This is a genomic window from Aeromonas sp. R2-2 (assembly GCF_040908355.1).
GTDB classification, from domain to species: Bacteria; Pseudomonadota; Gammaproteobacteria; order Enterobacterales; family Aeromonadaceae; genus Aeromonas; species Aeromonas veronii.
The window spans coordinates 105,407-130,953 of record NZ_JBFODQ010000022.1; the positions used below are offsets into that span (position 1 = coordinate 105,407).

Sequence of the window (25,547 nt, forward strand, 5' to 3'; positions counted from 1 at the left end):
ATCCGTTATGCTTGGCTAAAAGAAAAGCTAGAATACCCGGATTATTTCGAATTGATACCCCCCGCTCAAGAGACCATACATGAGCCAGCATATTGAACTGACAGGCGAATTCCAGGATCACCAATTCGGGCAGCGACTCGACCAGGCCCTGGCCGAATTGTTTCCAGACTACTCCCGCACCCGCATCAAGGAGTGGATTTTACAGGACAGAGTGACCCTGGACGGTCAGGTTGCCAACACCCCGCGCGAGAAGATTCTGGCCGGGCAGCAGGTGCATGTGAATGTCGAGCTGGAAGATGATACCCGCTGGGATGCCCAGGATATCGAGCTCAACATTGTTTATGAAGATGAACACATTCTGGTGATCGACAAACCGGCCGGTCTGGTGGTTCACCCGGGCGCAGGTACGCCGGATGGCACCATCCTCAACGCCCTGCTGCACCGCTACCCCGGCATTGCCGAGGTACCTCGCGCCGGTATCGTGCACCGTCTGGATAAAGACACCACAGGCTTGATGGTGGTTGCCAAAACCGTACCCGCACAGACCCATCTGGTGGAAGCGCTGCAGGCGCGCCAGATCACCCGTGAGTACGAAGCGATCGCCATCGGTCACATGACCGCAGGTGGCACCGTCGATGCGCCCATCGGCCGTCACCCGACCCAGCGTACCCATATGGCCGTGGTGCCCAATGGTCGTCCTTCCGTGACCCACTACCGGGTGCACGAGAAGTTCCGTGGCCACACCCGCCTGCGTCTGCGTCTGGAGACCGGCCGTACCCACCAGATCCGTGTCCACATGGCGCACATCAAACACCCGCTGGTGGGCGATCCCGCTTACGGTGGCCGTCTGCGCCCGCTGCGCAACGCGACCCCCGAGCTGACCCAGGCACTGCGCAACTTCAACCGTCAGGCGCTGCATGCCACCATGCTGCAACTGGCTCACCCCATCACGGGTGAAGTGATGCAGTGGCATTCAGCTACACCGCAAGACATGGTGGAGCTGATGGAAGTGCTGCGCGCGGATACTCTCGCCAATCCGGATGATTTAGTCTGGAACTGATGCGATAGGGCCTGCTGCGTCGGTTTCTGGCGTCATCCGGCCCGAATAGATGCCAATCGGGGTTCCCTTGCAGGAGCCCCGTTTTTATATCGGTGAATTGAAGGAGTCACAGATGAAATGGATCGAACCCGACTGGCCAGCCCCGGCGTGTGTCAGGGCGTTGTCGACCACCCGGGATGGCGGCGTCAGTGAAGGGGTCTTTGTCGGTCTCAATCTGGGCGCCCACGTGGGTGACGAACCGGCGCGAGTCGAGGCCAATCGGGCGCGGCTGCAGCAGGCGGCTGCCATCCCGGGGCCCCTCAACTGGCTCAATCAGGTGCACGGCACCGTGGTTCATCAGGTCAGCAGCCATTATCAGCAGGTGACGGATGCTGATGCCGCCTGCGCCCATGAGGCGGATCAGGCCTGCATCGTGATGACTGCTGACTGTCTGCCGGTGTTGTTCTGCGATCGGGCGGGTACCGTAGTGGCTGCCGCCCACGCGGGCTGGCGTGGCCTGAAAGAGGGCGTGCTGGAGGCGAGCATCGCCGCCATGGGCTGCGAGCCGGGCAAGATCCTGGCCTGGCTGGGCCCGGCCATCGGCCCCACAGCATTTGAAGTGGGTGGCGAGGTGCGCGAGGCCTTTATGGCTGAGCAGGCTGAAGCAGAAGCGGCGTTCGTCCCTTCGTCCAACGACGGCAAATGGTTGGCGGATATCTACCAGCTGGCGCGGTTGCGCCTCGCCCGTGCTGGCGTTACCGCCGTCTATGGCGGCGAATATTGCACCTTCAGCGATAGCGAGCAGTTCTACTCTTATCGTCGCGACGGCCAGACCGGCCGGATGGCCTCCCTCATCTGGTTGGCCCGCTAAGCAATCACCCGCCAAGTAATAACCCGTTTCTCTCAAAAACAGATCCGTATGAGAGAGGCGGGGATTCTGCCCTCTCCCCGCTTTGCAGAAAAAATAACCAGCCCATGCCCTTGAAATAGCCCGTACGGGCCTCATCTTTCATCTCAGAAAGTTATGTTGTTTGCCGCGCAAGCGGCGTCTGCCTGTTTGAAGGGGGAGTGCAATGCGCCTCGATCGCCTTACCAGCAAATTCCAGATTGCTATTTCCGATGCCCAGTCTCTTGCGCTGGGTCGTGACCACCAATTCATCGAACCCGTTCACCTGATGACCGCGCTGGTCAATCAGGATGGCGGCTCCATCCGTCCGTTGCTCACCCTGACCGGGATGGATATCAATGCCCTGCGCTCCCGTCTCGGTGAGGAGCTGGATCGCCTGCCGCGCGTCAGCGGCGTGGAAGGGGACGTGCAGCTCTCCAACGGCCTCGGCCGCCTGCTCAATGTCTGCGACAAACTGGCCCAGCAGCGCAAGGATCAGTTCATCTCCTCCGAGCTGTTCGTGCTGGCTGCCCTCGACGACAAGGGAACGCTGGGTGAGCTGCTGCGCGCTCAGGGGCTGACCAAGGAAAAACTCGAAGCGGCCATCGACAAGGTGCGTGGCGGCAAGAAGGTGGAAGATGCCAACGCCGAGGAGAACCGCCAGGCGCTGGAGAAGTACACCATCGATCTGACCGAGCGGGCCGAGATCGGCAAGCTCGACCCGGTGATCGGCCGTGATGACGAGATCCGCCGCACCATTCAGGTGCTGCAACGCCGTACCAAGAACAACCCCGTGCTGATCGGTGCTCCCGGCGTCGGCAAGACCGCCATCGTCGAGGGGCTGGCCCAGCGCATCATCAACGGCGAAGTGCCGGAAGGGCTCAAGAACAAGCGGGTGCTGTCGCTGGACATGGGGGCGCTGGTGGCCGGTGCCAAGTATCGCGGCGAGTTTGAAGAGCGGCTCAAGGCCGTACTGACCGATCTCGCCAAGGAGGAGGGCAACGTCATCCTCTTTATCGACGAGCTGCACACCATGGTCGGCGCCGGCAAGGGCGAAGGGGCCATGGACGCGGGCAACATGCTGAAACCTGCGCTGGCCCGTGGCGACCTGCACTGCGTCGGTGCCACTACTCTGGATGAGTACCGTCAGTACATCGAGAAAGACGCCGCGCTTGAGCGTCGCTTCCAGAAGGTGCTGGTGGAAGAGCCGAGCGTGGAGGACACCATCGCCATCCTGCGCGGCTTGAAAGAGCGTTACGAGCTGCACCACCATGTGCAGATCACCGACCCCGCCATCGTGGCGGCGGCCCAGCTGTCCCACCGCTACATTGCGGATCGCCAGCTGCCGGACAAGGCCATCGACCTCATTGACGAGGCGGCGGCCAGCATCCGGTTGCAGATCGACTCCAAGCCTGAGGCGCTCGATCGCCTCGAGCGGCGCATCATCCAGCTCAAGCTGGAGCAGCAGGCGTTGATGAAAGAGGACGACGACGCCAGCCGCAAGCGTCTGGAGCTGATCAATCAGGAGATTGGCGAAAAAGATCGGGAATACAACGAGCTGGACGAAGTATGGAAGGCCGAGAAAGCCGCCCTTGCCGGCACCCAGCATATCAAGGCGGCGCTGGAGCAGGCCCGTCAGGATCTCGATGTGGCACGCCGGGCAGGCGACCTGGGCCGGATGTCCGAGCTGCAATATGGCCGCATTCCGGAGCTGGAGAAACAGCTGGATCTCGCCACTCAAGCCGAGATGCAGGAGACCAGTCTGCTGCGCAATCGGGTCACCGATGTGGAGATCGCAGACGTCCTGGCCCGCTGGACCGGTATTCCGGTCGCCCGCATGCTGGAAGGGGAGCGCGACAAGCTGCTGCGGATGGAAGATCAGCTGCACAGCCGGGTGATTGGTCAGGAAGAGGCGGTCGATGCCGTCTCCAACGCCATTCGTCGCTCCCGTGCCGGTCTCTCCGATCCTAATCGCCCCATCGGCTCCTTCCTGTTCCTGGGGCCCACCGGGGTGGGCAAGACCGAGCTGTGCAAGGCGCTTGCCGAGTTCCTGTTCGATACCCAGGATGCCATGGTGCGGATCGATATGTCCGAGTTCATGGAGAAACACAGCGTGGCCCGTCTGGTGGGGGCGCCTCCCGGATACGTGGGTTATGAAGAGGGTGGTTATCTGACCGAGGCGGTACGCCGTCGTCCCTACTCGGTGATCCTGCTGGACGAGGTGGAGAAAGCGCATCCGGATGTGTTCAACATCCTGTTGCAGGTGCTTGATGATGGCCGCCTGACCGATGGTCAGGGTCGCACCGTCGATTTCCGTAACTCGGTGGTGATCATGACCTCCAACCTCGGGTCGGATCTGATTCAGGAGCACCACTCCGAGAAGGATTACGACGAGATGAAGGCCATGCTGATGGATGTGCTGACCCGCAGTTTCCGGCCGGAGTTTATCAACCGGATCGACGAGACCGTGGTGTTCCATCCGCTCGGCGAGGAGCACATCAAGTCCATCGCCCGCATCCAGCTCAAGAGCCTGATGGGCCGTCTCGAGGCTCAGGGTTACGAGGTGGAGGTGAGCGAAGCGCTGCTCAACAAGCTGGTTCACGCCGGGTTCGACCCCGTTTACGGGGCACGACCCCTCAAGCGGGCGATCCAGCAGAAGGTGGAGAACCCGCTGGCGCAGGCCCTGCTCTCCGGCCGCATCGTCCCCGGCAAGAAACTGTTGCTGGGAGCCGACAGCAACGGCCTCACCATGACCCAGTAACCGATCTCGTGTCGATGTTTGCAACGCCAGCCCTCGGGCTGGCGTTGTCATATCTGGTGGCGGGGATTCGGGCGCAAAAAAACGGCAATCCGAAGATTGCCGGGAGGAATGTAGTGAAGCGACCTGACGTGGGTTGAGCGGGTCGCAGGGGCAAGCCCCCGATTTCGAAACAAAGCCGCTAACGGCCTTGCGTCTTACAGCCTGCCGGGGATGCGCTCGCTCAACCCCGACGGCCACCTGCCTGTTGCCATGCCGGCTGAGATGGCGCCGGCATGGCCTTCATTCGTTACAGCATGCCTTGCACGGCAGCTTTCATCTCGGCTGGCCAGACGCCGACCTGCACCTGGCCGATATGCTCTTTTTGCAGCAGCAACATGGCCAGACGGGATTGGCCGATGCCGCCGCCGATGGTCTGCGGCATCCGTGCGGCCAGCAGATCCTGATGCCAGTCGTACTGCAGGCGATCCTCGTCGCCTGTGATAGCCAGCTGGCGGCGCAGCGCCTCGGCATCGACCCGGATCCCCATGGAGGAGATCTCGAAGCTGTCTTGCAGCACCGGGTTCCACACCAGAATGTCACCGTTCAGACCCGCCAGACCCAGCTCGCTGTAGCTGCTCCAGTCGTCATAGTCGGGGGCGCGCACATCGTGACGCTCACCGTGGGAGAGGGCACCGCCGATGCCGATCAGGAACACGGCCCCCAGCTCTTTGGCTATGGCACGCTCGCGCCCCTTGGCATCGAGCTCCGGGTAACGGGCCAGCAGCTCTTCGCTGTGCAGGAACTGAATCTCCGCCGGCAGGAAGGGGGTCAGCTCATGCTCGGCACAGACCGCGCGCTCGGTGGCCTTGATAGCGGCCCAGATGCCGCGCACGGTTTCCTGCAGATAGGCCAGATCGCGGCGCTCGCTCGGCATCACCTTCTCCCAGTCCCACTGATCCACGTAGACCGAGTGGATGGGGGTGAGCTTGTCTTCATCCGGACGCAGCGCCTTCATGTGGGTGTAGATCCCTTCGCCCGGGCCGAAGCCGAAGCGACCGAGAGTCTGGCGCTTCCATTTGGCCAGTGAATGAACCACTTCGTAGCTGTGCTCCGGCAGGGTTTTCACTTTGACCTGCACTGCATTCTCATGGCCAGAGAGGTTGTCCTGAGTGCCATCACCGACCCGGCTCAGAATGGGGGCTTGCACCTCCATCAGACCCAGTTGCTGGGCGAGTTGGCGGGAGAACATCTCTTTGACGAAGCTGATCTGCTGTTGGCTGCGAATGTAGTGCTGTTTCATGCTGAATTCCTGTTTCAAACCCCGTTGGATGTGGTGATTCTTCAACGGATCGCCAATTAAATTCAATATTCGATAATAGAAATAGGCTTTATGTATTTTTTTCTTCAAAATAAGCCGTTATTTAATGAGGTATCGTCAACGGGAGTGCAAAAAAATGCCGGAAAATTACCGGATCGATAATCTCGATCAGGCCATCCTCACCGCTCTGATGGAAAATGCGCGAATCCCTTACGCCGAACTTGCAAAACAACTGGCGGTCAGCCCGGGCACCATCCATGTGCGGGTGGAGAAGATGAAACAGGCGGGGATCATCGAGGGGACACGGGTGCAGGTTAACCCCAAGAAGCTGGGTTACGACGTCTGCTGCTTTATCGGGATCAATCTGAAGAGTGCCAAGGATTATCCCTCGGCACTGGCCAAGCTGCAGGCGCTGGACGAGGTGGTGGAGGCTTACTACACCACCGGCCACTACAGCATCTTCATGAAGGTGATGACCCGCTCCATCGACGAGCTGCAGATAGTGCTGATCAACAAGATCCAGACCATCGACGAGATCCAGTCCACTGAAACCCTGATCTCGCTGCAAAACCCTATCCTGCGGGATGTGAAGCCTTGAGGTGGGTTGTATAAGGGGTAGGGCGTAGAGATCCATCTCCCGTGCGAAACCCTGACCCCTTGATCAGGGTTCGATATAGGGGATGGCGTACTTGTCGTAGAGGGCCTTGAGGCTGCCGTTGCGCTTCATGCGCAGCAGTTCGGCATCGTAGGCGGCCATCAGGGCTGGGGTCTGTGCATCCGCCCGTGCGCGGGCCCAGGTGTTGAAGTAGGGACTGCTCTTGAGCGGTTTGGGCAGGTAATCGATCTTTCCCGTCAGCCCCTCTTCCTTGATCTGGGTGAAGGCGGTGACCAGCGGCATGGGTACGGTATCGATCCGTCCGGCCAGCAGTTTGCGCAGTTGCAGCTGGTTCATAGTGATCTCCTGAAACTGATAGGCCGGGTCGGTCATGGCCGCTGCCAGTTCAGGGGTGTAGGAGAAATCCTTGGTCACGCCGATGCGCCAAGGTTTGAGATCGGCCAGCGTTTCGTAGCGGATCTTCATCAGGTCCGCCTTGCGCACGAAGAAGTGCCAGCTGTGGCGAAGATGGGCCTGTTGGGGATAGATGAGATAACTCTCCCGCTCCGCCTTGTAGGAGTGGGTCATGACCAGATCGCAGGCGCCGGTTTCGGCATTGCGGGTGAGGCGGGCGCCGGAGTCGGCCAGCTCGATCCGAAAGGGCGTCTCCAGCTTGTCGAAGATGGCGGTGACTATGTCTATATCGAGTCCGCGGGGTTTCTGATCGGCATCGAGATACTTGAGCGGGGGCTCCATGGTGCCGCAGATCACCAGCTCTTTGGCGGGCAATCCGAGTGGAAACAGCAACCAAAACAGGGGGATCACACGCAAACTACGTCTCCTGAGCCCGTTTGAAGATATTCCAAGACCTGATTCCAGTATATTGGATGGCACCTGATCCGTTAGAAGCGACTGTTTATGGCAAATCCTGAAATCGAGAGCCCGCTGGACGGGATCGACAAGTTGACCGTCTCGCTCTACCGCCTTGGCTTGAGTGCGGCAGCCTTGTTGCTGCTTTGCCGCGGTGCGGCGCTGCTGAGCGGGATGGCACTGCTCCCGTCGGCACAATGGTTGATGTCGCTGGCAGTGACAAGCGCAATATGCGGCTTCTCGCTGCATATCTACGACAAGCGGATTCGCCTGATTCTGCAGGGATTTGGGTGGGGCGCACTGGCTCTGGCAGCGGTGGGGGCACCGGATGCGCTGGTGCTGGGGGCGGCGTTGGCGACCCTCTCCGGGCTGGCGTTCAAGGAGCAGTTTTGCTTCGCCATTCCCGGCATCAAGCTGGTGCCCGTATTGCTGCCGGCGTTATGGCTGCTGGAGTGGTTGCGGGTGGAGTGGGCCGCCGCACTGGTGGCGCTGGTCTGCGGGGCCCTGTTGACCTTGCTGGCGCTGGCCAAGTGGCGAATGCCCCTGCACTTCGATATCGGTGACAAGGGGCGTTATCAGATCTAGGTCTGCTGGCACACCTTCATCTGCTGGTTGAGGGCCTGCATCACCTGACGGCGGCTGATGATGCCGATCACCTTGCCCTGTTGCAGCACCGGGTAGATCTTGGGTTTGGCATCGGCCATCTGGCGAGCCAGATCCAGAATGCTCTCATCCGGCCCGACCGAGAGGGGCGAGCGGTTCATCAGATCCTCCACCCGGGTGCGGGTATCGCAGTGGTAGCTGCCGGTGAGCAGACTGGGGATGCAATCTTGTTCGGAAAGAAAGCCGATCAGCCGTTTCTGCTCATCCAGTACCGGCAGGCCGCCAAGACCCGATTGATGCAGGCGATCCAGCGCTTCTGCCAGGCCGAGTCCGGCAGTGAGGGAGTGGGTCAGGCGACCCATGTGGTGGTGTACTTTCAGCATGGTGGTGACTCCGCAAGAGGGGGATGCCGCCACTATGACGCGGGCGGGGGGCCCGCGACCAATGGCTTGTGCCGCAGGGATTGATAGGCACAAGCCATCGGCGGTGATCCGCTGGCAGGCGGGCTTCGTTCATGCAAGACCATGAAAGGGAAAGGAGATCGTATGCGTGCATTGGTTACGGGCTGCGGCCGTCGACTCGGATTTTATCTCTGTGAACAACTGGTGGCAGCGGGCTGGCAGGTGACGGGCAGTTATCGCAGCGAGCGGCCGGAGCTGGCCACGCTGGCAGTACTGGGGGTCGAACTGGTGCAGGCGGATTTTGGCCGGGAAGAGGACGTTGGCAAGCTGATCGATGTGCTGGCGACCCATCAGGATCTGACGCTGGTGATCCACAACGCCTCGGCCTTCGAGCCGCAGGCAACTGATCCGGCTGCACAACTGGCCCAGTTCGAGCAGTTCTACCGGGTGCACATGGCGGCCCCCTTCCAGCTAAACTGGGCGCTGGCCCCTCAGCTTGCCAGCAACCCCAACGCCAGCATCATTCACATCACCGATATCTATATCCATGCCCCGGCCCCCCGTTTTGCCAGCTATGTGGCGACCAAGGCGGGAGCCCATTCGCTGGCCATGAGCTTTGCCCGGGAGCTGGCGCCTGCGGTGCGGGTCAACACCATAGAGCCGGGGCCGATCCTGTTTCTCGACGAGCATGACGAGGCATGGCGCCAGCAGGTGTTGGCGAAAACACCGCTGGCGCGGGAGGGGGGACTTGAGCCCATCTGGCAGGCGGTGCAGTTACTGATGGGGAACAGTTATATGACGGGGGCCAGCATCAAGGTAGATGGCGGGCGCGCGCTGGCCACTCTCTGAAGGCTTGCCAAGCACCAGCGGCTCCAGCCCGACCAGCCGGGTCAGCAAGCCTTTGCCGGGTTTGAGCTTGCCCGACGGGGCGGGGAGCGTCACTTGCAGCGCCACCTTGGGGTCATGCACCTCGCCATGGCCATAGAGCTCGGCCAGCAGCTCCGCCAGATAGGAATCGACCTCTGCCGAGGCAAGGTCACCGCTCCTGTTGCTGGCCAGAATATCGATGTCGAGCGGCCGATCGTGCACCTTGCAGAGCGGATCGCTGCGATCCCGGCCGTGAGCCACTTCAAGGGCGACAAAGTACTGCTTGAGGCGGGCGGCATCGAGCGGGCTCTCCACCACCAGCAGACAGTTGAGAAAGTCGTGGCTGGAGTGCATTCCCACCGGCTTGGTGCGGATCACCGAACTCAGCCGCAGGGGGCCGACGTTGGCAAGCAGCTCGGCCAGCACCCGGCTGACATGGATATGCGGGTCAAGATTGGAACCAATGCTACACAGATAGAACATGCTCACCTTCCCTGGGTTGGGCTCATCTGAAATGTATACGCAGCTCACGGTTATCGGATTAACTATGGCTTAACATTGTCTTATCTATTGTGATCCGGCACTGATTGGCAGAAAGGAGGTTTGCATGAGTGTGGAGCTGAAATGGGCGCTGTTGACCGCCTCGGGCGCGCTGGCGATGATCATGATTATCTGTCTGGCCTCTGTCGCGTTGGCGTGAATCACCACAATCCAGATAATACAAACCGGCCTGTTGGCCGGTTTTGTTTTTTGGGGCGGTGCGGCTATGCTGGCGCACCGGTGAGAATGCAAGAGAAGAGATGATGACCAAGGTTCGCCCACGCTCCCTGCTGCAGGTGGTATTGATGGGATTTGTGCTGGTGTTGATGCCGCTGGGCGGCATGATCTGGCACAACAGCACCTCCCTTGCCCACCTCAGTCAGCTCACCAGCGACGAGATGGAGCGGGCAGTCAAGGATACCCGCCGCGCTACCCTGCTGACGGCGCAAGCCATCGATATCGAACGCACCTTGCGCCGCTTCGCGGTGCTGGGGGATCGTCGCAGTCTCACCAGCTACCAGCAGCAACTCGACGGGTATCGGGTGTTGCTGGCGGAGCACCGCAACTCCATCACCGACGGTCGGCTCTACAGCGGGCTCGATCAGGGGCTGGCCTGGCTCGATAGCCTGCAGGATGCCGCGCTGGCCCGGGCGGCGGTAGCGGGGGACAAGCTGGAGCAGTTCAACGATGCCAACAAGCAGCTCGAAATAGTCACCCGCAGCCGGGTTGACGAACACATGGATCGGGTGCAGCTCACCATCGCCGGACTGACCAGCGAGCTCTGGTGGGTGAGCGGAGCGGTGGCGGCGCTCAGCCTGCTGATGGTCTTTATCTTCACCTACCTCATCATTCACCCGGTACGACAGATTGAGTCGCGCATCTTGAGCCTGGGAGCCGGGGTCGAACCCGATCCCAAGCCGGTTGACGGCCCTGCCGAGCTGGTATTGCTGGGGGAGCGGATCCTCTGGCTGCACGACAAACTCAAGGAGCTGGAGCTGCAGAAATACCAGTTTCTGCGCCATGTTTCCCACGAGCTCAAGACCCCGTTGGCGGTGCTGCGGGAGGGGACGGATCTGCTCTGCGAGCAGCTGGTCGGGCCTTTGACGCCGGATCAGCTGGAGATCTGCCAGATGCTCGACGAGAACAGTCGGCGTTTGCAGACCCTGATCGAGCGGCTGCTCGACTTCAACCGGCTCAGTCAGCAGGAGGCCTTCGAACTGGAGCCTGTCCCCCTGCTGCCGATGTTGTCGGAACTTTCTACCGAGTACCGGCTGGCATTGGAGTCCAAGCAGATCCGTGTACACTTGCCGACCGTGCCGGTTACCCTGTGGGCGGAGCCCTACCGGCTACGACTGATCCTCGATAACCTCTTCTCCAACGCCGTCAGTTACGGCGTCAGCGGGGGCAATATCTGGATCAGGGCAGGGCAGAATGAACAGATAAGCTGGCTGGAAGTGGCCAACGAGGGGCCCAAGATCCCCGTGGCCGATCAGCAACGTATTTTTGAACCCTTCGAGCAGGGCAGCACTGTGCGGCAAGGCCTCCTGAAAGGCTCGGGCATGGGCCTCTCCATCGCCCGCGAGTCTGCCAACAGCCTGGGGGGGGAACTGGTTCTGGTAGAGGATGAACAGGCTGATGTCTGTTTCAGGTTGACGTTGAAATGAGGACTATGAAGATACAACGCGTATTTCCAGCTCTGATGGCAGGGCTGCTCGCGGGTTGCTCCTTGCTGCCGCAACAGGCACAGCGGGAGTCCTCCGATATCGCTTTTGCCAAGCGGATGGAGTTTGCCAACAAGGAGATGCAGGTGCGTCTGCAATACTCCGACTGGCTGCTGGCCAGTCACCCCCAGCAACGGGTGCAGGAGCGTCAGCGTCTGAAAGGGGCTGACGATCTGGAGAGCCGGGTCAGTCTGGCCATGGTGGACTCCCACCCCGCCGAGTCGGTGGCCAATCGCACCGCCGGCCTGGCGCGCCTGAAGCAGATGCTGCCCGAACTGGGTCTCGATGCGCAGGCCTTTTTACGTAGCTGGATCGCCCTCGGCGAACAGCTGCTGGCTCGCGACAGCCGTCGCGATGACCAGAGTCAGGAGATCCAGCGGCTGCGCCGCCAGATCGAGCAGCTGACCGCTATCGACGACCAGCTCAACCAGCGCAAGCTGAACGAGAATCGTGAGGTAATACCATGAGCCGGATCCTGTTGGTGGATGACGACGTCAGCCTGCTCAAACTGATGAGCATGCGGCTGCGCAGTCAGGGTTATGAAGTGGATACCGCCGACAGCGCGGAAGGGGCTCTCGACCGGTTGCGTCAGCAACGGGCCGATCTGGTACTGAGCGATCTGCGGATGGCCGGCATGGACGGGCTGGCGCTGTTCGAGCGGATCCAGGCCCAGTGGCTGGGTTTGCCGGTGATCATCATGACCGCCCACGGCACTATCCCGGACGCCATTCAGGCGACCCGCTCCGGGGTCTTCAGCTTTCTGACCAAACCCATCAACAAGGATGAGCTGTTCGCCACCATCGAACATGCGCTGAGTCTGACCCGGCCGAAACAGCAGCAGGAGTGGCAGTCGCTGATCCTGACCCGCAATCCCCAGCTGGAACAGCTGCTGATCCAGGCCCACAGCATTGCGACCATGGAGGTGCCGGTGCTGATCATGGGGCCGTCAGGCTCCGGCAAGGGGGCGATGGCGCAGGCGCTGCATCAGGCCAGCCAGCGGCGCGACAAGCCGCTCCATACCATCAACTGCGCCGCCATTCCGTGGGCGTCACTCGACTTGCAGCTGTTTGGTGAAGATGGCCAGTCAGGGTTGTTCGAGCAGGCCAAGGGGGCGACCCTGTTTCTCGACGAGATTGGCAGCCTCTCCGAATCCCTGCAGGCCAAGCTGCTGCAGGTGATGGAGGAGTATGGTCAGGGCACGCCGGAGGTGCGTGTGCTCAGCTCCAGCCATCAGGATCTGGTCAAGGCGATGGAGGAGGGGCGCTTTCGGGAAGATCTCTTCTACCGTCTCAACGTCGCCAATATCACCTTGCCGTCTCTCAGTGCCCGCAGCGAGGATATCCCCCTGCTGGCCCGTCAGGCGCTCGACGATTACCGTAGCCGCCACAGTGACTGCGCCGCCATGGGATTTTCGCCCGAGTCGCTGGCGATGCTGGCTGCCGCGGCCTGGCCCGGCAACGTGCGCCAGCTCTGCAACGTGGTGGAGCAGCTCGCCAGCCTCTGTTGCAGCCCGGTGATCGGGGTCTCCATGGTGGAGTCCGCCCTGAGCGGCGGTGGCGGCGGCATCCCCTCGTTCAACGAGGCGCGGGCCGAATTCGAGAAGGAGTATCTGATCCGTTTGCTGCGCACCACCGAGGGCAATGTGACCCTGGCGGCCAACATGGCGGGCAGAAACCGTACCGATTTCTACAAATTATTGAATCGGCACGGTATTGAAGCAGCAAACTTCAAATCGAAGGGATAAATCAGGCGGGATCAACCACCGCCGGAGCGGCATCGGCTTTTTGAGTTTTATGGGAGAGCCAGAGGCCGCTCGCCTTCATCAGGTAACCAAACAAGGCGCCAATGATGAGGGAGGGCAGGATCAGCCGCCACTCGCCAGCCGCTCCGAAGGTGGCACAGCAACCGGCAAAGGTGCCGGGAATGTAGCCGAGCCACTGCTGCTTGGCCTGTACACACATCAGGGTGGCGACCACCCCCGTCATCACATAACCCGCCACACCCGCTCCCCACAGACTGTCGCCATGGATCAGCAGCAGTGCCCACAGCATGCCGCTGGTGTTGCAGAAGATGGTCTGCAGCAGCGCCTTGTAGCCGCCGCTTGACGCGAAATAGCTGGTGCAGCCGAGAAAGCCGACCCAGGAGATAAGGCCGAACGCGACGGCAATCCAGCCCCAGACGGCGGAGAGAATTCCAGTGGTGATGGCGATGGCGATCAGTGGGCTCATGGGGCGACTCTTCAGTTGGCTTCGCAAAATGGGCAGCCTACCCCCGGCAATCGGGGCGGCAAGCGGGGGCAGAATTGTGTGTGATCTTCATCACCCTTTTCAACTCAGGAATACGCTTGCGCTCGCGAAAAAAATTCATTGGTGACCGACCTGACAGTCGGCCATAGTTAGAGGCCCTGTCCTGCTCATGGAGTGAGTCTGATGGCGCCAAATGTGATCGTTCCCCTGCTGGTGTTCGTAGTCTTGTTTCTGGTCGGCACCATGGCCAAGGCACTGCCCCTGCACCACATGATGTAAATTGTGTGAAATAAAAATCTGCCGGGGCGGGTCTTATCCATACTGCCTCATTCAGCCCCGGGAGTTTTTCATGTTGATCAAGCGTCGTGCCGCTCACCCCCTCACCGAACAGGATGTCACCCCGGAAGCCGTCTATCAGGATCGCCGCCTTATTCTCAAGGGGCTGGGTCTGGGCGCGGCCACCTTGGCGTTTCCCACTCAGGCCGGAGTGCTCGACCTGCTGCGTGGTAAAGAGGATGCGCCCCAGTTAGCCACCAAGCCGCTTAACAGCAAGCCTGCCGAGCGCCCGGCCAATCTGGTACTGACACCGGAAGAGAAGGCCACCAGTTACAACAACTTCTATGAGCTCGGCACCGACAAGTCCGACCCGGCTCGCAACGGCCATTACCTCAAGCCCGAACCCTGGACCCTCAAGGTGGAGGGGGAGGTGGCCAAGCCCTTTACCCTCGATGTGTGGGACCTCATCAACAAGAGCGAGCTGGAGGAGCGGATCTACCGGCTGCGCTGCGTCGAAGCCTGGTCCATGGTACTGCCCTGGAATGGCATCTCGCTGGCAGAGATCATCCGCCGTGCCGAGCCCACCAGTCGTGCCAAGTTTGTCGCCTTCGAAACCCTGTTTGATCCGAAACAGCTGCCGGGGCAAGCCTCCAGTTTGGGGGGCGGCATCGAGTATCCCTACGTCGAAGGGCTGCGTATCGACGAGGCGATGCACCCTCTCTCTTTCCTTGCGATGGGGCTCTATGGCAAGATCCTGCCCGCCCAGAATGGTGCGCCGATCCGGCTGGTGGTGCCGTGGAAGTACGGTTTCAAGAGCATCAAGAGTATCGTCTCGATCCGGCTGGTGGAGGAGATGCCGCCGACCACCTGGAATCTGCTGGCTCCCAACGAATATGGCTTCTACGCCAACGTCAACCCGCAGGTGGATCATCCGCGCTGGAGTCAGGCCAGCGAGCGCTTTATCGGCGAGGGCGGAGTGTTTGGCGCCAAGCGTCAGCCGACCCTGATGTTCAACGGCTATGGTGACGAAGTCGCCTCGCTCTATCAGGGGATGGATCTGCGCCAATGGTACTGAGATTGAAACCGGCCCATATCAGCGGCTTGCGGGCGCTGGTGCATCTGGGCTCCTTGGGTTTCCTGCTCTGGCTGGTTTTTGCCATTCCGGCAGGTCTGCTGGGGGGCGATCCGGTGCCCGAGCTTATTCACTACCTCGGCAAGGGGGCGCTCAACCTGCTGCTGCTCACCCTGCTGGTCTCGCCGCTGGCCAAGCGTTGGCGGCAGGGGCAGCTCATCAAGCTGCGCCGCCCCCTCGGGCTCTGGTGTTTTGTCTGGGCACTGCTCCACTTCATGGCGTGGCTGGGGCTGGATCTGCAGTTTGACTGGGGCCTGATTGGCGGCGAGCTGGTCAAGCGCACCTATATAGTGGTGGGGATGGTGGCCCTGTTGCTGCTGGCCGCCCTCAGCATCACCTCGTTGCCCGCATTGCAGCGCCGCATGGGCGCCGCATGGCAGAAGCTGCACAACTGGGTCTATGCCATCGCCCTGCTGGTGCCGGTGCACTACTGGTGGTCGCTCAAGAGTGGTTGGGGGGAGCCCCTCATCTACCTGCTGCTGGCCTGCGCCCTGCTCTGGCCGAGGCGGGAGAAACTGCTGCGCCCCATGCGGGGACGCTGGAATGCAAAAGAGGCCTAATCGGCCTCTTGTTGTTTGATCTCGCCGGTGTAGGCATCGACGATGAGATGCACCTTCTGATCCTGGCGATTGAGGGTTTTGACCTCGAATTTGTCCCCTTCCAGCTCCACTTCCCGAATGTCGTGATACCCTTGCGCCAGCAGGAGTTTGACCAGCCCGGCCATGTCGAGACGGCTCTGGGCCGCCCAGCTTGTGGCACTCAACAGGCAAAGGATCAGCAGGAAACTGCGCGGGATCATATTCATTCCGGATTCATGGCTGGCAGACTATAAACGCCATTATGTTAGGTTTTTGGAGATGAATCATCCATGAATAGAGCGCTCCCTCTGCTTGGGTTATTGCTGCCGTTGCTGGCACAGGCGGTCACGCCTGATGAAGCCATGCTGCAGCAAGCTGTCCATGAGGGACGGGTTCGGCCCTTCCATGAAATGATGGAGGTGGCGGCCAGATTGCCGGTGCGGGTGTTGCGGGTGGATCTGGGGGAAGAGGATGGTATCTGGCTCTATGAACTGCGAGTCATCGATCGGGAGAACAGCGTGATCAAGGTAGCCTATCGGGCCGACAACCTTGAGCTGGTGTGGGCCAAGGGCCACCATCTGGAGCGGCTGTTCGAACCGCCAAAGCCCCTGGTCGAGGATGATGAATAACCCCTGTGTGGAAGCCTGTTCATGCGAATTCTGATTGTTGAAGACGAAAAAATTCTGGCTGGCCAGCTGGCCGAACAGCTGCGCCTCTCCGGCTTTGTCACCGACCTCTGCCACGATGGCAACGAGGCCGGTTTCCTCGGTGAGACTGAACCCTATGACGCCATCATTCTCGACCTCGGCCTGCCGGGGCGCGATGGCCTGAGCGTGCTGAAAGAGTGGCGCAGCAAGGGGATCGATACCCCTGTGCTGGTGCTGACCGCCCGTGGTCAGCTGCACGAGAAAATCGAGGGGCTCAACGCCGGTGCCGATGACTACCTGACCAAGCCGTTCCAGGTGGCCGAGCTGGTAGCGCGGGTCCATGCGCTGGTGCGCCGGGCAGCGGGCAACGCCAGCTCCATTCTGGAGATTGGCGGGGTGCGGCTCGACATGGCGGCGTCGCAGGTGTGGTACGAAGGGACCCCGATCAAACTGACTGCACACGAGTTCCGGGTGCTCGGTTATCTGATGCAGCACCGGGGCAAGGTGGTGTCGCGCAGCGAGCTGATCGACCACATCTACGCTCAGGATTTCGACCGCGACTCCAATACCGTGGAGGTGTTCATCGGCCGGATCCGCAAGAAAACCAACCCCGATCTGATTGAAACAGTGCGCGGCCTCGGGTACCGGATCAACGAATGAGGCTGGTCAGAACCCTGCGGGGGCGACTGGTCGCCATCGCGCTGGTCTGGTGCGGGCTGTTTCTGTTCGCCACCGGTTTCAGCTTGCAGACCATGATGCGCAACTACTGGCAGGAGGCGGAGGCCGACGGTTTGCGCCTGCAGCTCTATGATCTGCTCTCCCGGCTGGAAGTGGCCAAAACCGGCCTGCCGGTGGTCACCGGCTCCCTCTCCGATCCCCGCTTCAATCAACCCTACTCCGGCTACTACTGGCAGCTGGAGCTGGGCCGCGATGTGGTGGGGCGCTCCCGTTCCCTGTGGGATACCAACCTGAAGAGCGATGGCCTCAAGTCGGCGTTTGGCGATCCCGACCTCTTTGTCGGCAAGGGGCCCAACAAGGAGCCGCTGCTGATCATGACCCGTACCGTGCTGCTGCCCGGTTCGGATCGGGTCTTCACTCTGGTGATGGCCAAGGACAGCAGCGCCCTGACCCAGACTCTCAACAAGACCCGCATCAGCCTGTTCCTCGGTCTCGGCTTTGCTGCCGCCGGTCTGGTGCTCGGCTTCATGTTCCAGATAGTCTACGGCTTGCGGCCGCTGCACCTGCTGCGCCGCGAACTGGGGCGGGTTCACGAGGGCCATCAGGAGGGCTTCCGGCTGCGCTATCCGCTGGAGATCCAGCCGCTGGTGGAGGATATCAACCGGCTGCTGCACCACTACGGCGAGCTGCTGCAGCGGGCGCGCTCCCACACCGGCAATCTGGCCCACGCCCTCAAGACGCCGCTCAGCATCATGCGCAATCAGGTGGCTCAATTGTCGCCGGAGGATCAGGCCGCCATCGGCGAGCAGCTCGACCAGATCCAGCGCCATATCGACTACCACCTCGGCAAGGCACGGGTGACCGGCGCCGCCAAGATCCTCGGGGTCTCGACCCCGGTGCGGGCGCGGGTGGAGTATATCTGCCGCGCCTTCTCCCGCCTCTATCCGGGCAAAACGGTGGATCTGCAGGTGCCCGCCAATCTGGCGGTCGGGGTGGAAGAGCAGGATTTCGACGAGATGGTAGGCAACCTGCTGGAGAATGCCTTCAAGTGGTCCGCCAGCGAGCTGCGCATCTCCAGCGCCGAGCTGGGAGGCTGGATCACCCTGCGTATCGAGGATGACGGCCCCGGCATGAGCGAGGATCAGATCGCCAAGGCGGTGCTGCGCGGGGTGCGGCTCGACGAGAAGGTGCCGGGCTCGGGCCTGGGTCTCAACATCGTCTCCGATCTGGCGGAAGCCTATCGGGGCAGTTTCATCATGGGCCGCGCCGAACTGGGCGGTCTGGCCGCCTCCCTCTCGTTGCCCAAGGTGGCAAGAGTCGAGAGCTAGGCATAACATATGGCATTTGTTTTAGCCTGAGGAAGAGAAGCATGACCGACGATCCGTGGGCACTGTGTCACCTTGACGATTCGTTTGATGCCTCTGTGCTGGGGGTCAAGGGCGCCCAGATCCAGTGGTTTGAAGACAGGGATGGCCTGATCGCGTTCCTGCTGGAAGATTTTGTCGACCTGCTGGCCGATGTGGGCGAGCTGGACGAGGAGCAGACCGAGCAGGCGCGCGAGCGCTTCACCCTGCTGGTGGAGCAGAGCTTCGACGATCGCACCCTGATGGATGCCATCAACGATCTCGCCTCCGGCCTGCGCCGCATTGCCTGGTTGGGGCCGCTCTCGGAGCTGGCCGAGATCAGCGACGACTTTGCCTCCGGCCTGCGCCGCTATTTCTGGAGCCAGTACGACGGGGATGAAGATGACCCGGACGCCTGGGTGCCGGAAGAGCTGTGGCCGCAGCTGGTTGAGTGCGCGCAGGAGTATATGGAGGAAGGGGAGTTCTAAACCCGTCCCGACCATGCCTGCGTTTTGGCAGACAGATAAAGAAACGGCGCCTTGATGGCGCCGTTTTTATTGGGTGGCAATCGCCTTAGCCGTTGGCCGGTACCGCGTGGGCGGTGTTGGCCAGCACTGGGCCAGTGTACTTCTCGATCTGCAACTGGGCCATGTGGCCGCAGTTGCCCTGCGCCAGACTGGACGAGCCTTCGTCGAAGGTGAGGCAGTTGACGTTGCCGTTCTTGCAGATGCTGCCCGCTTCGCCCGGCTTGGCCGGGTCATACCAGGCCCCTTCGCAGATCCGCACCACCCCTTGGCGCACATCTTCGGAGAGCAGGGCGCCCACCAAAATCTGGCCGCGCTCGTTGAAGGCGCGCACCAGATCCCCCTGGGCGATGTCACGGGCCTTGGCGTCGGCGGGATGGATCATGATCGCCTCGCGGTCGGCGATGGCGAACTTGTCCCGCAGCGGAGTGTTGTCGAGCTGGGAGTGCAGCCGCTGGGTCGGGTGGGAGGTGTTGAGCGACAGCGGATAGCGCGCCGCCACCTCGCTCTTCACCCACTCTTTGGGCTCATACCACTTGGGATGGCCAGCGCAGTCGGCGTAACCCATCCCCGCCACCGTGTTGGAGAAGATCTCGATCTTGCCGGACGGAGTACCGAGCGGGTTGAGCAGCGGGTTCTCGCGAAAATCGGCGTGACGGATCCACTGGCGGTTGGCCTCGGGGATCGGGAAGCGGATGTAGTTGTTGGACTCCCAGAACATGTTGAACGGCGGCAGCGCCACGCGTGCACCACGGGCCTGCGCCGCCATGCCATCGTACATCTGCTTGAGCCACAGCATCTCGTCCTTCCCTTCGGTGTACTGCTCCTGCACACCCAGTTTGGCGGCGATGGCGCTGAAGATGTCGAAGTCGTTGCGGGACTCGTGCTGGGGCGGCACGCACTGGTGCATCGGGAACACATAGCGCTGAGAGTAGTCGCCCCCCATCTCCAGATCATTGCGCTCGTAGCTGGTGGTGACCGGCAGCACGATATCGGCGTGCTTGGCGGTGGCGGTCCAGTAGGGCTCGTGAACGATCACGGTCTGCGGTTTGCGCCACGCCTGCAGCAGGTTGTTGGTGTCCTGATGGTGGTGGAAGGGGTTGCCGCCCGCCACGTAGACCAGCTTGATGTCCGGATAGGTCACCTTGCGGCCGTTGAAGTCGATGGTCTTGCCCGGGTTGGCGAGACAGTCGGCGATGCGGGCCACCGGGATCGGTGCCGGGCTGTTCTTCGGTGCATTACCTGCGGATATACCCGCCAGAATGCCGCCCTTGGCGGTGGGGCTGCCACCGGAGGAGTAGTGGTAGCTGAAGCCGTAGCCGCCGCCCGGCAGGCCGATCTGGCCCAGCATGGAGGCCAGAGTGACCAGCATCCAGTTCGGCTGTTCGCCGTGCTGCTGACGCTGCATGCCCCAACCGGCCATGATCATGGTGCGCTTGGTGGCCATGTCGAGAGCCAGCTGGCGGATCACCTTGGCATCGACGCCGCAGACGGTGCTCGCCCACTCGGCGCTCTTCGGTTGGCCGTCATCCTTGCCGAGCAGGTAGTTCAGGAACTTGTCGAAGCCGACGGTGTAGCGATCGAGGAAAGCCTGATCGTGCTTCTTCTCGCTGTAGAGGGTGTGAGCCACACCCAGCATCATGGCCACGTCGGTGTAGGCGTTCGGCGCAATCCACTCGGCGCCGACCAGCTTGGCGGTCTCGTTGTAGATGGGGTCGATGCTGATGACGCGGGTGCCCTTCTCTTTCAGCGCCATGAAACCGGCCTGACCTTCGTGGTCCGGTATGTTCCAGCTGTTCTTCAGGGTGACCTGAGCGTTGACCCCCCACAGCACCACCAGTTCGGCGTTCTCGACCACGTTGGGCCAGGCGGTCTGCTGCTCGTACACCTCGATGGAGCCCATCACGTGGGACATGATCACCTGAGCCGCGCCGGTGGAGTAGTCACCGGCATAACCGGTGAAGCCGCCGGAGAGGTTCATCAGGCGGTGCAGCAGGGTGCGGCTGTTGTGGAACATGCCGACACTCTTCCAGCCGTAGGAACCGGCGTGGATCGCCTGCGGACCGAAGTCACTCTGAACCCGCTGGATTTCACCGGCCACCAGTTCGATCGCCTTGTCCCAGCTTACTCGCACCCACTCGTCGGCACCGCGCAGCTCGGGTTTGGCGCCCGGGCCATGCTCCAGCCAGCTCTTGCGTACCATGGGGTATTTGATGCGGTTCTTGGCGTGCACCTGGAACGGCGCCATATCGATGAGATCGTTCGGCGCCGGATCATCGGCTACCGGCTGGACGCGCACCATGCGGCCATCTTCGACGATCGCCTCGAAAGCACCCCAGTGGGCGCCGGTCAGAATGCCCTTCTGGGCGGGCACTAGGGTCGGGAACTGACTCAATGCGGTGCTGATGGCTTGTGCCAGCGCACTCTTGGGAAAAATGCCGCCGAGCAGGGGCAGGGCTGCGCAGGCGCCGAGCCCCTTGAGCAGGTTGCGGCGGGACAGATTGGTCTTCTTGTCATTGAAAAAAGTCATAACGGTTTTCCTCTGTGCCAGCCTTAGTGGGCCGCGCTCATGTCACTGGCGTGTTTCTGGACATACTGGGTCAACATGCGAGCCTGTTCCGGGGTCAGGGAGGTACGAGATTCCATCCCCTTGATGACGCCGATCCACTGGTTGGCATTGAAGTGATCCAGCGCGGTGAGGCCGTGGCAGCCGGTACAGTTGTTGGACATCAGGGTGGAGGCGTATTGCCACAGCTTGCCCTGATCGCCGATGAGCTGGCTCTGGTCGACCCAGGCGGTCAGCTTGACCTGATGCCAGGTGAGGTTGGTGGCGCTGTCGGTTTCGCTCTGGCCGGTGACCAGCGCTTTCTTGGCGGCATCGCCGACCAGTACGTTGAGGATCCGTTTGCCCGGTGCGGCGTAGAATACTTCGCTCACACCATCCTGTTGCCAGCCTTCGATCTGCACCTTGGCTCGGCCGTTTTCGTTGGCCAGCACTTCCACCTTGGTCGAAGGCATCAGGGTGCCTTCGTCGGTCTTGGCGGCGGCATCGAGGAACAGCGGGGTGGTGGCGATGGCGTAGCGGGTGGTGACGTTGGCCGGAGTCTGGGCCGCAGCCTGCGCCAGCTCGCTGGCACCGGCGGCAGCCAGGCCGCTCATGTCAGGCATGATGTGGGCGACACCGCGGTGGCAGTCGATACAGGTCTGGCCCTCCTTGATGGCGACCGGGTGCTCGGCGCGGGCATTGGGGCGCTGGGCCAGAATGTCCATCGCCTCGTAGCTGTGGCAGCTGCGGCAGGTGGCGGAGTCGTTGGCTTTCAGCTCGTCCCAGACGGACTGGGCCATCCGCAGCTTGTGGGCTTCATACTTTTCCGGGGTATCCAGGGTGCCGATCGCCTCGTGATAGATATCCTTCACGGCGCGGATCTTGGTCCACAGGTAGGAGGTGGGGTCGCCCGGGATGTGGCAGTCGGCGCACTCGGCGCGGATCCCCTTGGTGTTCTGGAAGTGGACACTGCCCTGATACTCGGCGAGCGGAGTCTGCATGGAGTGGCAGGAGACGCAGAATTCGGTGGAGCTGGTCTTGTGCAGCACGGTCACGGTGACACCCAGTGCCGCGACACCCAGCAGGGCCCCGAGCAGCAGGAGCCAGAACCAGGTTTTTCTTATCAGTTTTCCAATCATGGCGGCGTTTTCCTACGGTCAATAATTACCTACATAGTACTAGTCCAATAGTAGTAGTAATGATAGGGATAAGGCGTTGACCTCCATCATGGTTTATATTTTTGATTGTTGTCACATTTTGTTTTTTGTTTTGTTGTTGACATATTTATCGAATTAAATTCAGTTTTTTCTGTTTTATTTATTTGTGCACTTTCCGCGACAGCTGTTAGCCCCCTCGCAAAACCCCACAAGATTCGCTGATATAGTGAGCAGTGAGCCTCAACGGAGTGTCGCTGATGAGCCCTTTCTCACTGCTGTGTGTCGCCGCCAACGTGCAACTGCTGGCCGAATTCGAACAGGAGTTGGCTCCGCTGCTCGGCCATTTCGCGCTGGTGGTGGTAGTCGGTCAGGGGGCGGCGGAGCTGGCCTTGGACGAACTGGATCGAAAGGGGCAGCCACCCGCAGTGGTGGTGTGTGACAGCGAGCTGGGGGATGGGCGAGGGGCTGATTTTCTGATCCGCCTCGGCAGCCGTCACGAGGCGTGCCGCAAGATCCTGCTGGGCAGCCAGCCGGAGATGAAATCGATCATCGAGGCGGTGAACCTAGGTCGTCTCGACTACTACCTGCAACGCCCCTGGCGCGATGGCAGCCTGCGCCGGGCGGTGATCGAGCAGGCCAGCCACTTTGTATTGCAGCGTCCCGAGGCGGATCTGCTGAGCTATGCCGCCGTGCTCGACAACCAGAAGCTGTTGCGAGCCCATGTCGATCGCCAGTTGGCTGCCTATCGGCAGGGCTTTATGGATTACACCCACTGCAGCGATGAAGAGCTGTCGCGGCTGGTGATCGACGGTCTCTACCAGTTTTTCGAGGGCAATGACGAGGAGCGGGTCTGCCGCCACTACAGCCCGGGCCATGTGCTGACCCGTGAGGGGGAGCCCAACAGCTTCCTCTGGTTTATCGCCAAGGGGGAGGTGGTGCTGCGCAAGCGGGACGAGCAGGGGATCGATCAGGAGGTGGTGCACTACCGCACCGGCTCGCTGGTGGGGGGCATGTCATTTGTGACTGGAGAACCCGCCTTCACCACCGGCGTGACTCTGACCGGTGCCGAGGTGATCAAGCTCGATAAGCTGCAATTCTCCCGGGTGATGCAGGCGCGCAGCGAACTGCTCCCCTCCTTTACCAACCTGCTGCTGCGCCACTTCAACCGCCGTCTGCAAAACAGCATCCGCACCGAGATGCGGCTGCAACAGACCCTCAACTCCCTCGATGCCGCTCACGCCCAGCTGGTGGAGAGCGAAAAGATGGCGATGCTGGGTCAGCTGGTGGCCGGTGTCGCCCACGAGCTGAACAACCCGGTGGCGGCTATTATCCGTGGCAGCGAGACCCTGCGGGCCGCCATCCCCGATCTGGTCAATCTCGAACTACCTGCCCCCATCAAGGGTCTGGGCAACCAGACCCTCTGTCAGGCGCTCTCCTCCCAGCCGGTCTCGACCAGCGAGATCCGTGACAAGACCCGGCAGGCGGAGGGGCGCTTTGGTGACCGCCAGCAGGCGCGGCTGGCGGTGCAGATGAATCTGGATGACGAGCTGAACTGGCAGCGCTGGTTTGCCAGCCGCACTGCCGACGAGCGGGAGGCGCTGCTCTCCCGGCTGGAGCTGTTCCAGCAGACCGGCAGCTTCCTGCGCAATATCGAAGTGTGTGCCCGTCGCATCGGCGATCTGGTCAAGAGCCTCAAGCAGTATGCGCGGCAGGATCGGGCCGAGCCCTCGCTGGTGGACCTGCACGAGGGGCTGGAAGATACCCTGATGATTTTCGAAAACCGCCTCAAGCAGCATGAGCTCTGCAAGGAGTACCAGCCGCTGCCGCTGGTACGCTGTCACCCCATCGCCCTGCAGCAGGTGTGGACCAACCTGATCGCCAACAGTCTGGATGCCATGAGCGGCCCGGGGCGACTCACCATTCGCACCGGGTTGCTGGATCCCGAGTGGGCCATGGTGGAGATCGAGGATAGCGGTTGCGGCATCGAGCCCGAGCTGTGGCAGCGGATCTTCGATCTCAACTTCACCACCAAGCGGGAGGGACATTTCGGCCTCGGTATCGGTCTGAGCGTTTCGCTGCAGATAGTTCAGCAGCACCACGGCCGGATTGAGGTGGCCTCCGAACCGGGCCGTTACACCCGGATGCGGGTCTGTCTGCCGCTGGACGGCATGGGGCAGGCCGGTTACGGGGGCGAACCTCATCACAACAAGGAGCATGCGGCCTGAGCCGTCGCCAGCATCAATCGCGCGGCGTGCCAAACCATGTCGCCAAGGAGGAGCAATGAACAAATACTATCTGATCCTGTGTGTGGACGATGAGCGGGAGGTGCTGGATGCGGTGATCCACGATCTCGCCCCGTTCCGTTCCCACTTCGAACTGGAAGCCGCCGAGAGCGTCGATGAGGCGCGTGCGGTGGTGGAGGAGTGGGAGCGCGACGGCAACAAGCTGGCGCTGATCCTCTGTGACCACATCATGCCGGGAACCCTGGGGGTCGATTTTCTGGTGGAGCTGAACCGGCGTGCCACCACTCGGGCCAGCCGCAAATTGCTGCTGACCGGACAAGCGGGGCTGGAGGCCACCGTCGAAGCGGTCAATCGCGGCGGGTTGCACTACTACCTCGCCAAGCCGTGGAAGCTGGAGACCCTGCAAGAGGCGGTGCGCGAACAGCTGACCGACTACCTGCTGGCGGAAGATGGCGAAAATGCCTTCCACTATGCGCCGCTGCTCAATCAGGCGCGGCTGTTTGCCGCCATCCACGATCACCCGTTCGACGAGTAGGGGCAGTTGGGCTTTCGCGGTGGCAGTTGTATACTGTCTGCATATACAGTATTGCAGGTAGCC

Annotated in this window: 26 protein-coding genes; 18 read left to right on the top strand and 8 right to left on the bottom strand. The window is 61.5% G+C overall.

Annotated elements, in window-relative coordinates; all coding sequences use genetic code 11:
* Positions 1-79 precede the first annotated feature (79 nt).
* The 3 genes from rluD (at position 80) to clpB (ending at position 4,686) form a co-directional block, all read left to right on the top strand.
* Positions 80-1,060 carry a 23S rRNA pseudouridine(1911/1915/1917) synthase RluD gene (rluD, locus tag AB5Z09_RS03860; RefSeq protein ID WP_005339771.1) on the top strand — a complete coding sequence of 327 codons (981 nt, stop codon included), beginning with the start codon at positions 80-82 and terminating at the stop codon, positions 1,058-1,060.
* A gap of 112 nt (positions 1,061-1,172) precedes the next feature.
* The gene (gene pgeF, locus AB5Z09_RS03865) at positions 1,173-1,910 is read left to right on the top strand and encodes a peptidoglycan editing factor PgeF (RefSeq protein ID WP_368194673.1); all 738 of its coding nucleotides are present in this window, start codon (positions 1,173-1,175) and stop codon (positions 1,908-1,910) included.
* A gap of 202 nt (positions 1,911-2,112) precedes the next feature.
* Complete coding sequence (gene clpB / locus AB5Z09_RS03870; RefSeq protein ID WP_064337531.1) at positions 2,113-4,686, top strand: ATP-dependent chaperone ClpB; 2,574 nt, start codon at positions 2,113-2,115, stop codon at positions 4,684-4,686.
* Positions 4,687-4,972: 286 nt separating this feature from the next.
* Here clpB and asnA read toward each other — a convergent pair whose 3' ends face one another.
* Complete coding sequence (gene asnA, locus AB5Z09_RS03875) at positions 4,973-5,965, bottom strand: aspartate--ammonia ligase (protein ID WP_368194674.1); 993 nt, start codon at positions 5,963-5,965, stop codon at positions 4,973-4,975.
* 154 nt (positions 5,966-6,119) lie between these two features.
* Here asnA and asnC point away from each other — a divergent pair, with 154 nt between their 5' ends.
* A complete protein-coding gene (gene asnC / locus AB5Z09_RS03880; protein WP_005339783.1) occupies positions 6,120-6,581 on the top strand; it encodes a transcriptional regulator AsnC in 462 nt (153 codons plus the stop codon).
* 63 nt (positions 6,582-6,644) lie between these two features.
* On the opposite strand, the gene AB5Z09_RS03885 is transcribed toward asnC, so the two are convergent.
* A complete protein-coding gene (locus AB5Z09_RS03885) occupies positions 6,645-7,409 on the bottom strand; it encodes an ABC transporter substrate-binding protein (protein WP_236288076.1) in 765 nt (254 codons plus the stop codon).
* A gap of 87 nt (positions 7,410-7,496) precedes the next feature.
* Between AB5Z09_RS03885 and AB5Z09_RS03890 the strand changes: the two genes are divergently transcribed.
* A complete protein-coding gene (locus tag AB5Z09_RS03890; RefSeq protein WP_368194675.1) occupies positions 7,497-8,033 on the top strand; it encodes a DUF2301 domain-containing membrane protein in 537 nt (178 codons plus the stop codon).
* Here the strand turns inward: AB5Z09_RS03890 and AB5Z09_RS03895 are convergent.
* Positions 8,030-8,434 carry a CBS domain-containing protein gene (locus AB5Z09_RS03895; protein WP_005356342.1) on the bottom strand — a complete coding sequence of 135 codons (405 nt, stop codon included), beginning with the start codon at positions 8,432-8,434 and terminating at the stop codon, positions 8,030-8,032. The genes AB5Z09_RS03890 and AB5Z09_RS03895 overlap by 4 nt on opposite strands.
* A gap of 162 nt (positions 8,435-8,596) precedes the next feature.
* Between AB5Z09_RS03895 and AB5Z09_RS03900 the strand changes: the two genes are divergently transcribed.
* Entirely contained in the window at positions 8,597-9,301 is a 705-nt protein-coding gene (locus AB5Z09_RS03900; RefSeq protein ID WP_368194676.1) for an SDR family NAD(P)-dependent oxidoreductase, read from the top strand.
* Here AB5Z09_RS03900 and AB5Z09_RS03905 read toward each other — a convergent pair.
* Positions 9,227-9,802: a 2-amino-4-hydroxy-6-hydroxymethyldihydropteridine diphosphokinase gene (locus AB5Z09_RS03905; RefSeq protein ID WP_368194677.1), complete on the bottom strand. Its 576-nt coding sequence runs from the start codon at positions 9,800-9,802 to the stop codon at positions 9,227-9,229. The genes AB5Z09_RS03900 and AB5Z09_RS03905 overlap by 75 nt on opposite strands.
* A 124-nt stretch (positions 9,803-9,926) precedes the next feature.
* Between AB5Z09_RS03905 and AB5Z09_RS03910 the strand changes: the two genes are divergently transcribed.
* From AB5Z09_RS03910 to AB5Z09_RS03925, 4 genes are all read left to right on the top strand, one after another.
* A complete protein-coding gene (locus tag AB5Z09_RS03910; RefSeq protein ID WP_005339800.1) occupies positions 9,927-10,019 on the top strand; it encodes a YnhF family membrane protein in 93 nt (30 codons plus the stop codon).
* A 103-nt stretch (positions 10,020-10,122) separates the two neighbouring features.
* Positions 10,123-11,523 carry a sensor histidine kinase gene (locus AB5Z09_RS03915; protein ID WP_368194692.1) on the top strand — a complete coding sequence of 467 codons (1,401 nt, stop codon included), beginning with the start codon at positions 10,123-10,125 and terminating at the stop codon, positions 11,521-11,523.
* Between the two features lie 5 nt (positions 11,524-11,528).
* A complete protein-coding gene (locus AB5Z09_RS03920) occupies positions 11,529-12,047 on the top strand; it encodes a hypothetical protein (RefSeq protein ID WP_040070048.1) in 519 nt (172 codons plus the stop codon).
* On the top strand, positions 12,044-13,324 hold the full coding sequence (locus AB5Z09_RS03925) for a sigma 54-interacting transcriptional regulator (RefSeq protein WP_005339807.1): 1,281 nt from the start codon (positions 12,044-12,046) through the stop codon (positions 13,322-13,324). Before AB5Z09_RS03920 ends, AB5Z09_RS03925 begins: the two co-directional genes overlap by 4 nt.
* Before the next feature lies 1 nt (position 13,325).
* Here AB5Z09_RS03925 and AB5Z09_RS03930 read toward each other — a convergent pair whose 3' ends face one another.
* Complete coding sequence (locus tag AB5Z09_RS03930; RefSeq protein WP_005339809.1) at positions 13,326-13,808, bottom strand: DUF1097 domain-containing protein; 483 nt, start codon at positions 13,806-13,808, stop codon at positions 13,326-13,328.
* Between the two features lie 367 nt (positions 13,809-14,175).
* Here AB5Z09_RS03930 and msrP point away from each other — a divergent pair, with 367 nt between their 5' ends.
* Positions 14,176-15,177 (top strand): protein-methionine-sulfoxide reductase catalytic subunit MsrP, encoded by a 1,002-nt coding sequence (msrP, locus tag AB5Z09_RS03935; RefSeq protein WP_368194678.1) that lies wholly within the window; start codon positions 14,176-14,178, stop codon positions 15,175-15,177.
* On the top strand, positions 15,168-15,794 hold the full coding sequence (msrQ, locus tag AB5Z09_RS03940; protein ID WP_368194679.1) for a protein-methionine-sulfoxide reductase heme-binding subunit MsrQ: 627 nt from the start codon (positions 15,168-15,170) through the stop codon (positions 15,792-15,794). The genes msrP and msrQ overlap by 10 nt, the downstream gene beginning before the upstream one ends.
* Here the strand turns inward: msrQ and AB5Z09_RS03945 are convergent.
* Complete coding sequence (locus tag AB5Z09_RS03945; protein WP_013724184.1) at positions 15,791-16,039, bottom strand: PepSY domain-containing protein; 249 nt, start codon at positions 16,037-16,039, stop codon at positions 15,791-15,793. The two genes, msrQ and AB5Z09_RS03945, sit on opposite strands and share 4 nt — an antisense overlap.
* 63 nt (positions 16,040-16,102) lie before the next feature.
* Between AB5Z09_RS03945 and AB5Z09_RS03950 the strand changes: the two genes are divergently transcribed.
* Genes AB5Z09_RS03950 through AB5Z09_RS03965 form a run of 4 tightly spaced genes read left to right on the top strand, consistent with a single transcriptional unit; the run spans position 16,103 to position 18,968 of the window.
* On the top strand, positions 16,103-16,441 hold the full coding sequence (locus tag AB5Z09_RS03950) for a PepSY domain-containing protein (RefSeq protein WP_058056208.1): 339 nt from the start codon (positions 16,103-16,105) through the stop codon (positions 16,439-16,441).
* Positions 16,442-16,462: 21 nt separating this feature from the next.
* Complete coding sequence (locus AB5Z09_RS03955) at positions 16,463-17,119, top strand: response regulator transcription factor (protein ID WP_005339826.1); 657 nt, start codon at positions 16,463-16,465, stop codon at positions 17,117-17,119.
* On the top strand, positions 17,116-18,465 hold the full coding sequence (locus AB5Z09_RS03960; RefSeq protein ID WP_128815778.1) for a sensor histidine kinase: 1,350 nt from the start codon (positions 17,116-17,118) through the stop codon (positions 18,463-18,465). The genes AB5Z09_RS03955 and AB5Z09_RS03960 overlap by 4 nt, the downstream gene beginning before the upstream one ends.
* A gap of 41 nt (positions 18,466-18,506) precedes the next feature.
* Positions 18,507-18,968, top strand: a complete 462-nt coding sequence (locus AB5Z09_RS03965) for a hypothetical protein (RefSeq protein ID WP_123173962.1) — start codon at positions 18,507-18,509, stop codon at positions 18,966-18,968.
* A gap of 85 nt (positions 18,969-19,053) precedes the next feature.
* Here the strand turns inward: AB5Z09_RS03965 and torA are convergent, their stop codons facing one another.
* Both torA and AB5Z09_RS03975 read right to left on the bottom strand, forming a co-directional pair.
* Positions 19,054-21,534, bottom strand: a complete 2,481-nt coding sequence (torA, locus tag AB5Z09_RS03970) for a trimethylamine-N-oxide reductase TorA (RefSeq protein WP_368194680.1) — start codon at positions 21,532-21,534, stop codon at positions 19,054-19,056.
* 23 nt (positions 21,535-21,557) lie between these two features.
* Positions 21,558-22,688, bottom strand: a complete 1,131-nt coding sequence (locus AB5Z09_RS03975) for a NapC/NirT family cytochrome c (RefSeq protein WP_368152878.1) — start codon at positions 22,686-22,688, stop codon at positions 21,558-21,560.
* 275 nt (positions 22,689-22,963) lie between these two features.
* Between AB5Z09_RS03975 and AB5Z09_RS03980 the strand changes: the two genes are divergently transcribed.
* The gene (locus AB5Z09_RS03980) at positions 22,964-24,931 is read left to right on the top strand and encodes an ATP-binding protein (protein WP_368194681.1); all 1,968 of its coding nucleotides are present in this window, start codon (positions 22,964-22,966) and stop codon (positions 24,929-24,931) included.
* Between the two features lie 55 nt (positions 24,932-24,986).
* Complete coding sequence (locus AB5Z09_RS03985) at positions 24,987-25,484, top strand: response regulator (RefSeq protein ID WP_368194682.1); 498 nt, start codon at positions 24,987-24,989, stop codon at positions 25,482-25,484.
* Positions 25,485-25,547: the final 63 nt, after the last annotated feature.

Bases quoted from the DNA above. Each gene is read 5' to 3' on its own strand.
- AB5Z09_RS03900 (WP_368194676.1), top strand. From the start codon at position 8,597: ATGCGTGCATTGGTTACGGGCTGCGGCCGTCGACTCGGATTTTATCTC.
- AB5Z09_RS03980 (WP_368194681.1), top strand. From the start codon at position 22,964: ATGAGCCCTTTCTCACTGCTGTGTGTCGCCGCCAACGTGCAACTGCTG.
- AB5Z09_RS03920 (WP_040070048.1), top strand. From the start codon at position 11,529: ATGAAGATACAACGCGTATTTCCAGCTCTGATGGCAGGGCTGCTCGCG.
- AB5Z09_RS03910 (WP_005339800.1), top strand. From the start codon at position 9,927: ATGAGTGTGGAGCTGAAATGGGCGCTGTTGACCGCCTCGGGCGCGCTG.
- AB5Z09_RS03955 (WP_005339826.1), top strand. From the start codon at position 16,463: ATGCGAATTCTGATTGTTGAAGACGAAAAAATTCTGGCTGGCCAGCTG.
- AB5Z09_RS03895 (WP_005356342.1), bottom strand. From the start codon at position 8,434: ATGCTGAAAGTACACCACCACATGGGTCGCCTGACCCACTCCCTCACT.
- AB5Z09_RS03985 (WP_368194682.1), top strand. From the start codon at position 24,987: ATGAACAAATACTATCTGATCCTGTGTGTGGACGATGAGCGGGAGGTG.
- AB5Z09_RS03960 (WP_128815778.1), top strand. From the start codon at position 17,116: ATGAGGCTGGTCAGAACCCTGCGGGGGCGACTGGTCGCCATCGCGCTG.
- AB5Z09_RS03915 (WP_368194692.1), top strand. From the start codon at position 10,123: ATGACCAAGGTTCGCCCACGCTCCCTGCTGCAGGTGGTATTGATGGGA.
- AB5Z09_RS03905 (WP_368194677.1), bottom strand. From the start codon at position 9,802: ATGTTCTATCTGTGTAGCATTGGTTCCAATCTTGACCCGCATATCCAT.
- AB5Z09_RS03975 (WP_368152878.1), bottom strand. From the start codon at position 22,688: ATGATTGGAAAACTGATAAGAAAAACCTGGTTCTGGCTCCTGCTGCTC.
- AB5Z09_RS03945 (WP_013724184.1), bottom strand. From the start codon at position 16,039: ATGAATATGATCCCGCGCAGTTTCCTGCTGATCCTTTGCCTGTTGAGT.
- asnA (WP_368194674.1), bottom strand. From the start codon at position 5,965: ATGAAACAGCACTACATTCGCAGCCAACAGCAGATCAGCTTCGTCAAA.
- AB5Z09_RS03890 (WP_368194675.1), top strand. From the start codon at position 7,497: ATGGCAAATCCTGAAATCGAGAGCCCGCTGGACGGGATCGACAAGTTG.
- pgeF (WP_368194673.1), top strand. From the start codon at position 1,173: ATGAAATGGATCGAACCCGACTGGCCAGCCCCGGCGTGTGTCAGGGCG.
- AB5Z09_RS03965 (WP_123173962.1), top strand. From the start codon at position 18,507: ATGACCGACGATCCGTGGGCACTGTGTCACCTTGACGATTCGTTTGAT.
- torA (WP_368194680.1), bottom strand. From the start codon at position 21,534: ATGACTTTTTTCAATGACAAGAAGACCAATCTGTCCCGCCGCAACCTG.
- clpB (WP_064337531.1), top strand. From the start codon at position 2,113: ATGCGCCTCGATCGCCTTACCAGCAAATTCCAGATTGCTATTTCCGAT.
- msrP (WP_368194678.1), top strand. From the start codon at position 14,176: ATGTTGATCAAGCGTCGTGCCGCTCACCCCCTCACCGAACAGGATGTC.
- msrQ (WP_368194679.1), top strand. From the start codon at position 15,168: ATGGTACTGAGATTGAAACCGGCCCATATCAGCGGCTTGCGGGCGCTG.
- AB5Z09_RS03925 (WP_005339807.1), top strand. From the start codon at position 12,044: ATGAGCCGGATCCTGTTGGTGGATGACGACGTCAGCCTGCTCAAACTG.
- AB5Z09_RS03950 (WP_058056208.1), top strand. From the start codon at position 16,103: ATGAATAGAGCGCTCCCTCTGCTTGGGTTATTGCTGCCGTTGCTGGCA.
- asnC (WP_005339783.1), top strand. From the start codon at position 6,120: ATGCCGGAAAATTACCGGATCGATAATCTCGATCAGGCCATCCTCACC.
- rluD (WP_005339771.1), top strand. From the start codon at position 80: ATGAGCCAGCATATTGAACTGACAGGCGAATTCCAGGATCACCAATTC.
- AB5Z09_RS03930 (WP_005339809.1), bottom strand. From the start codon at position 13,808: ATGAGCCCACTGATCGCCATCGCCATCACCACTGGAATTCTCTCCGCC.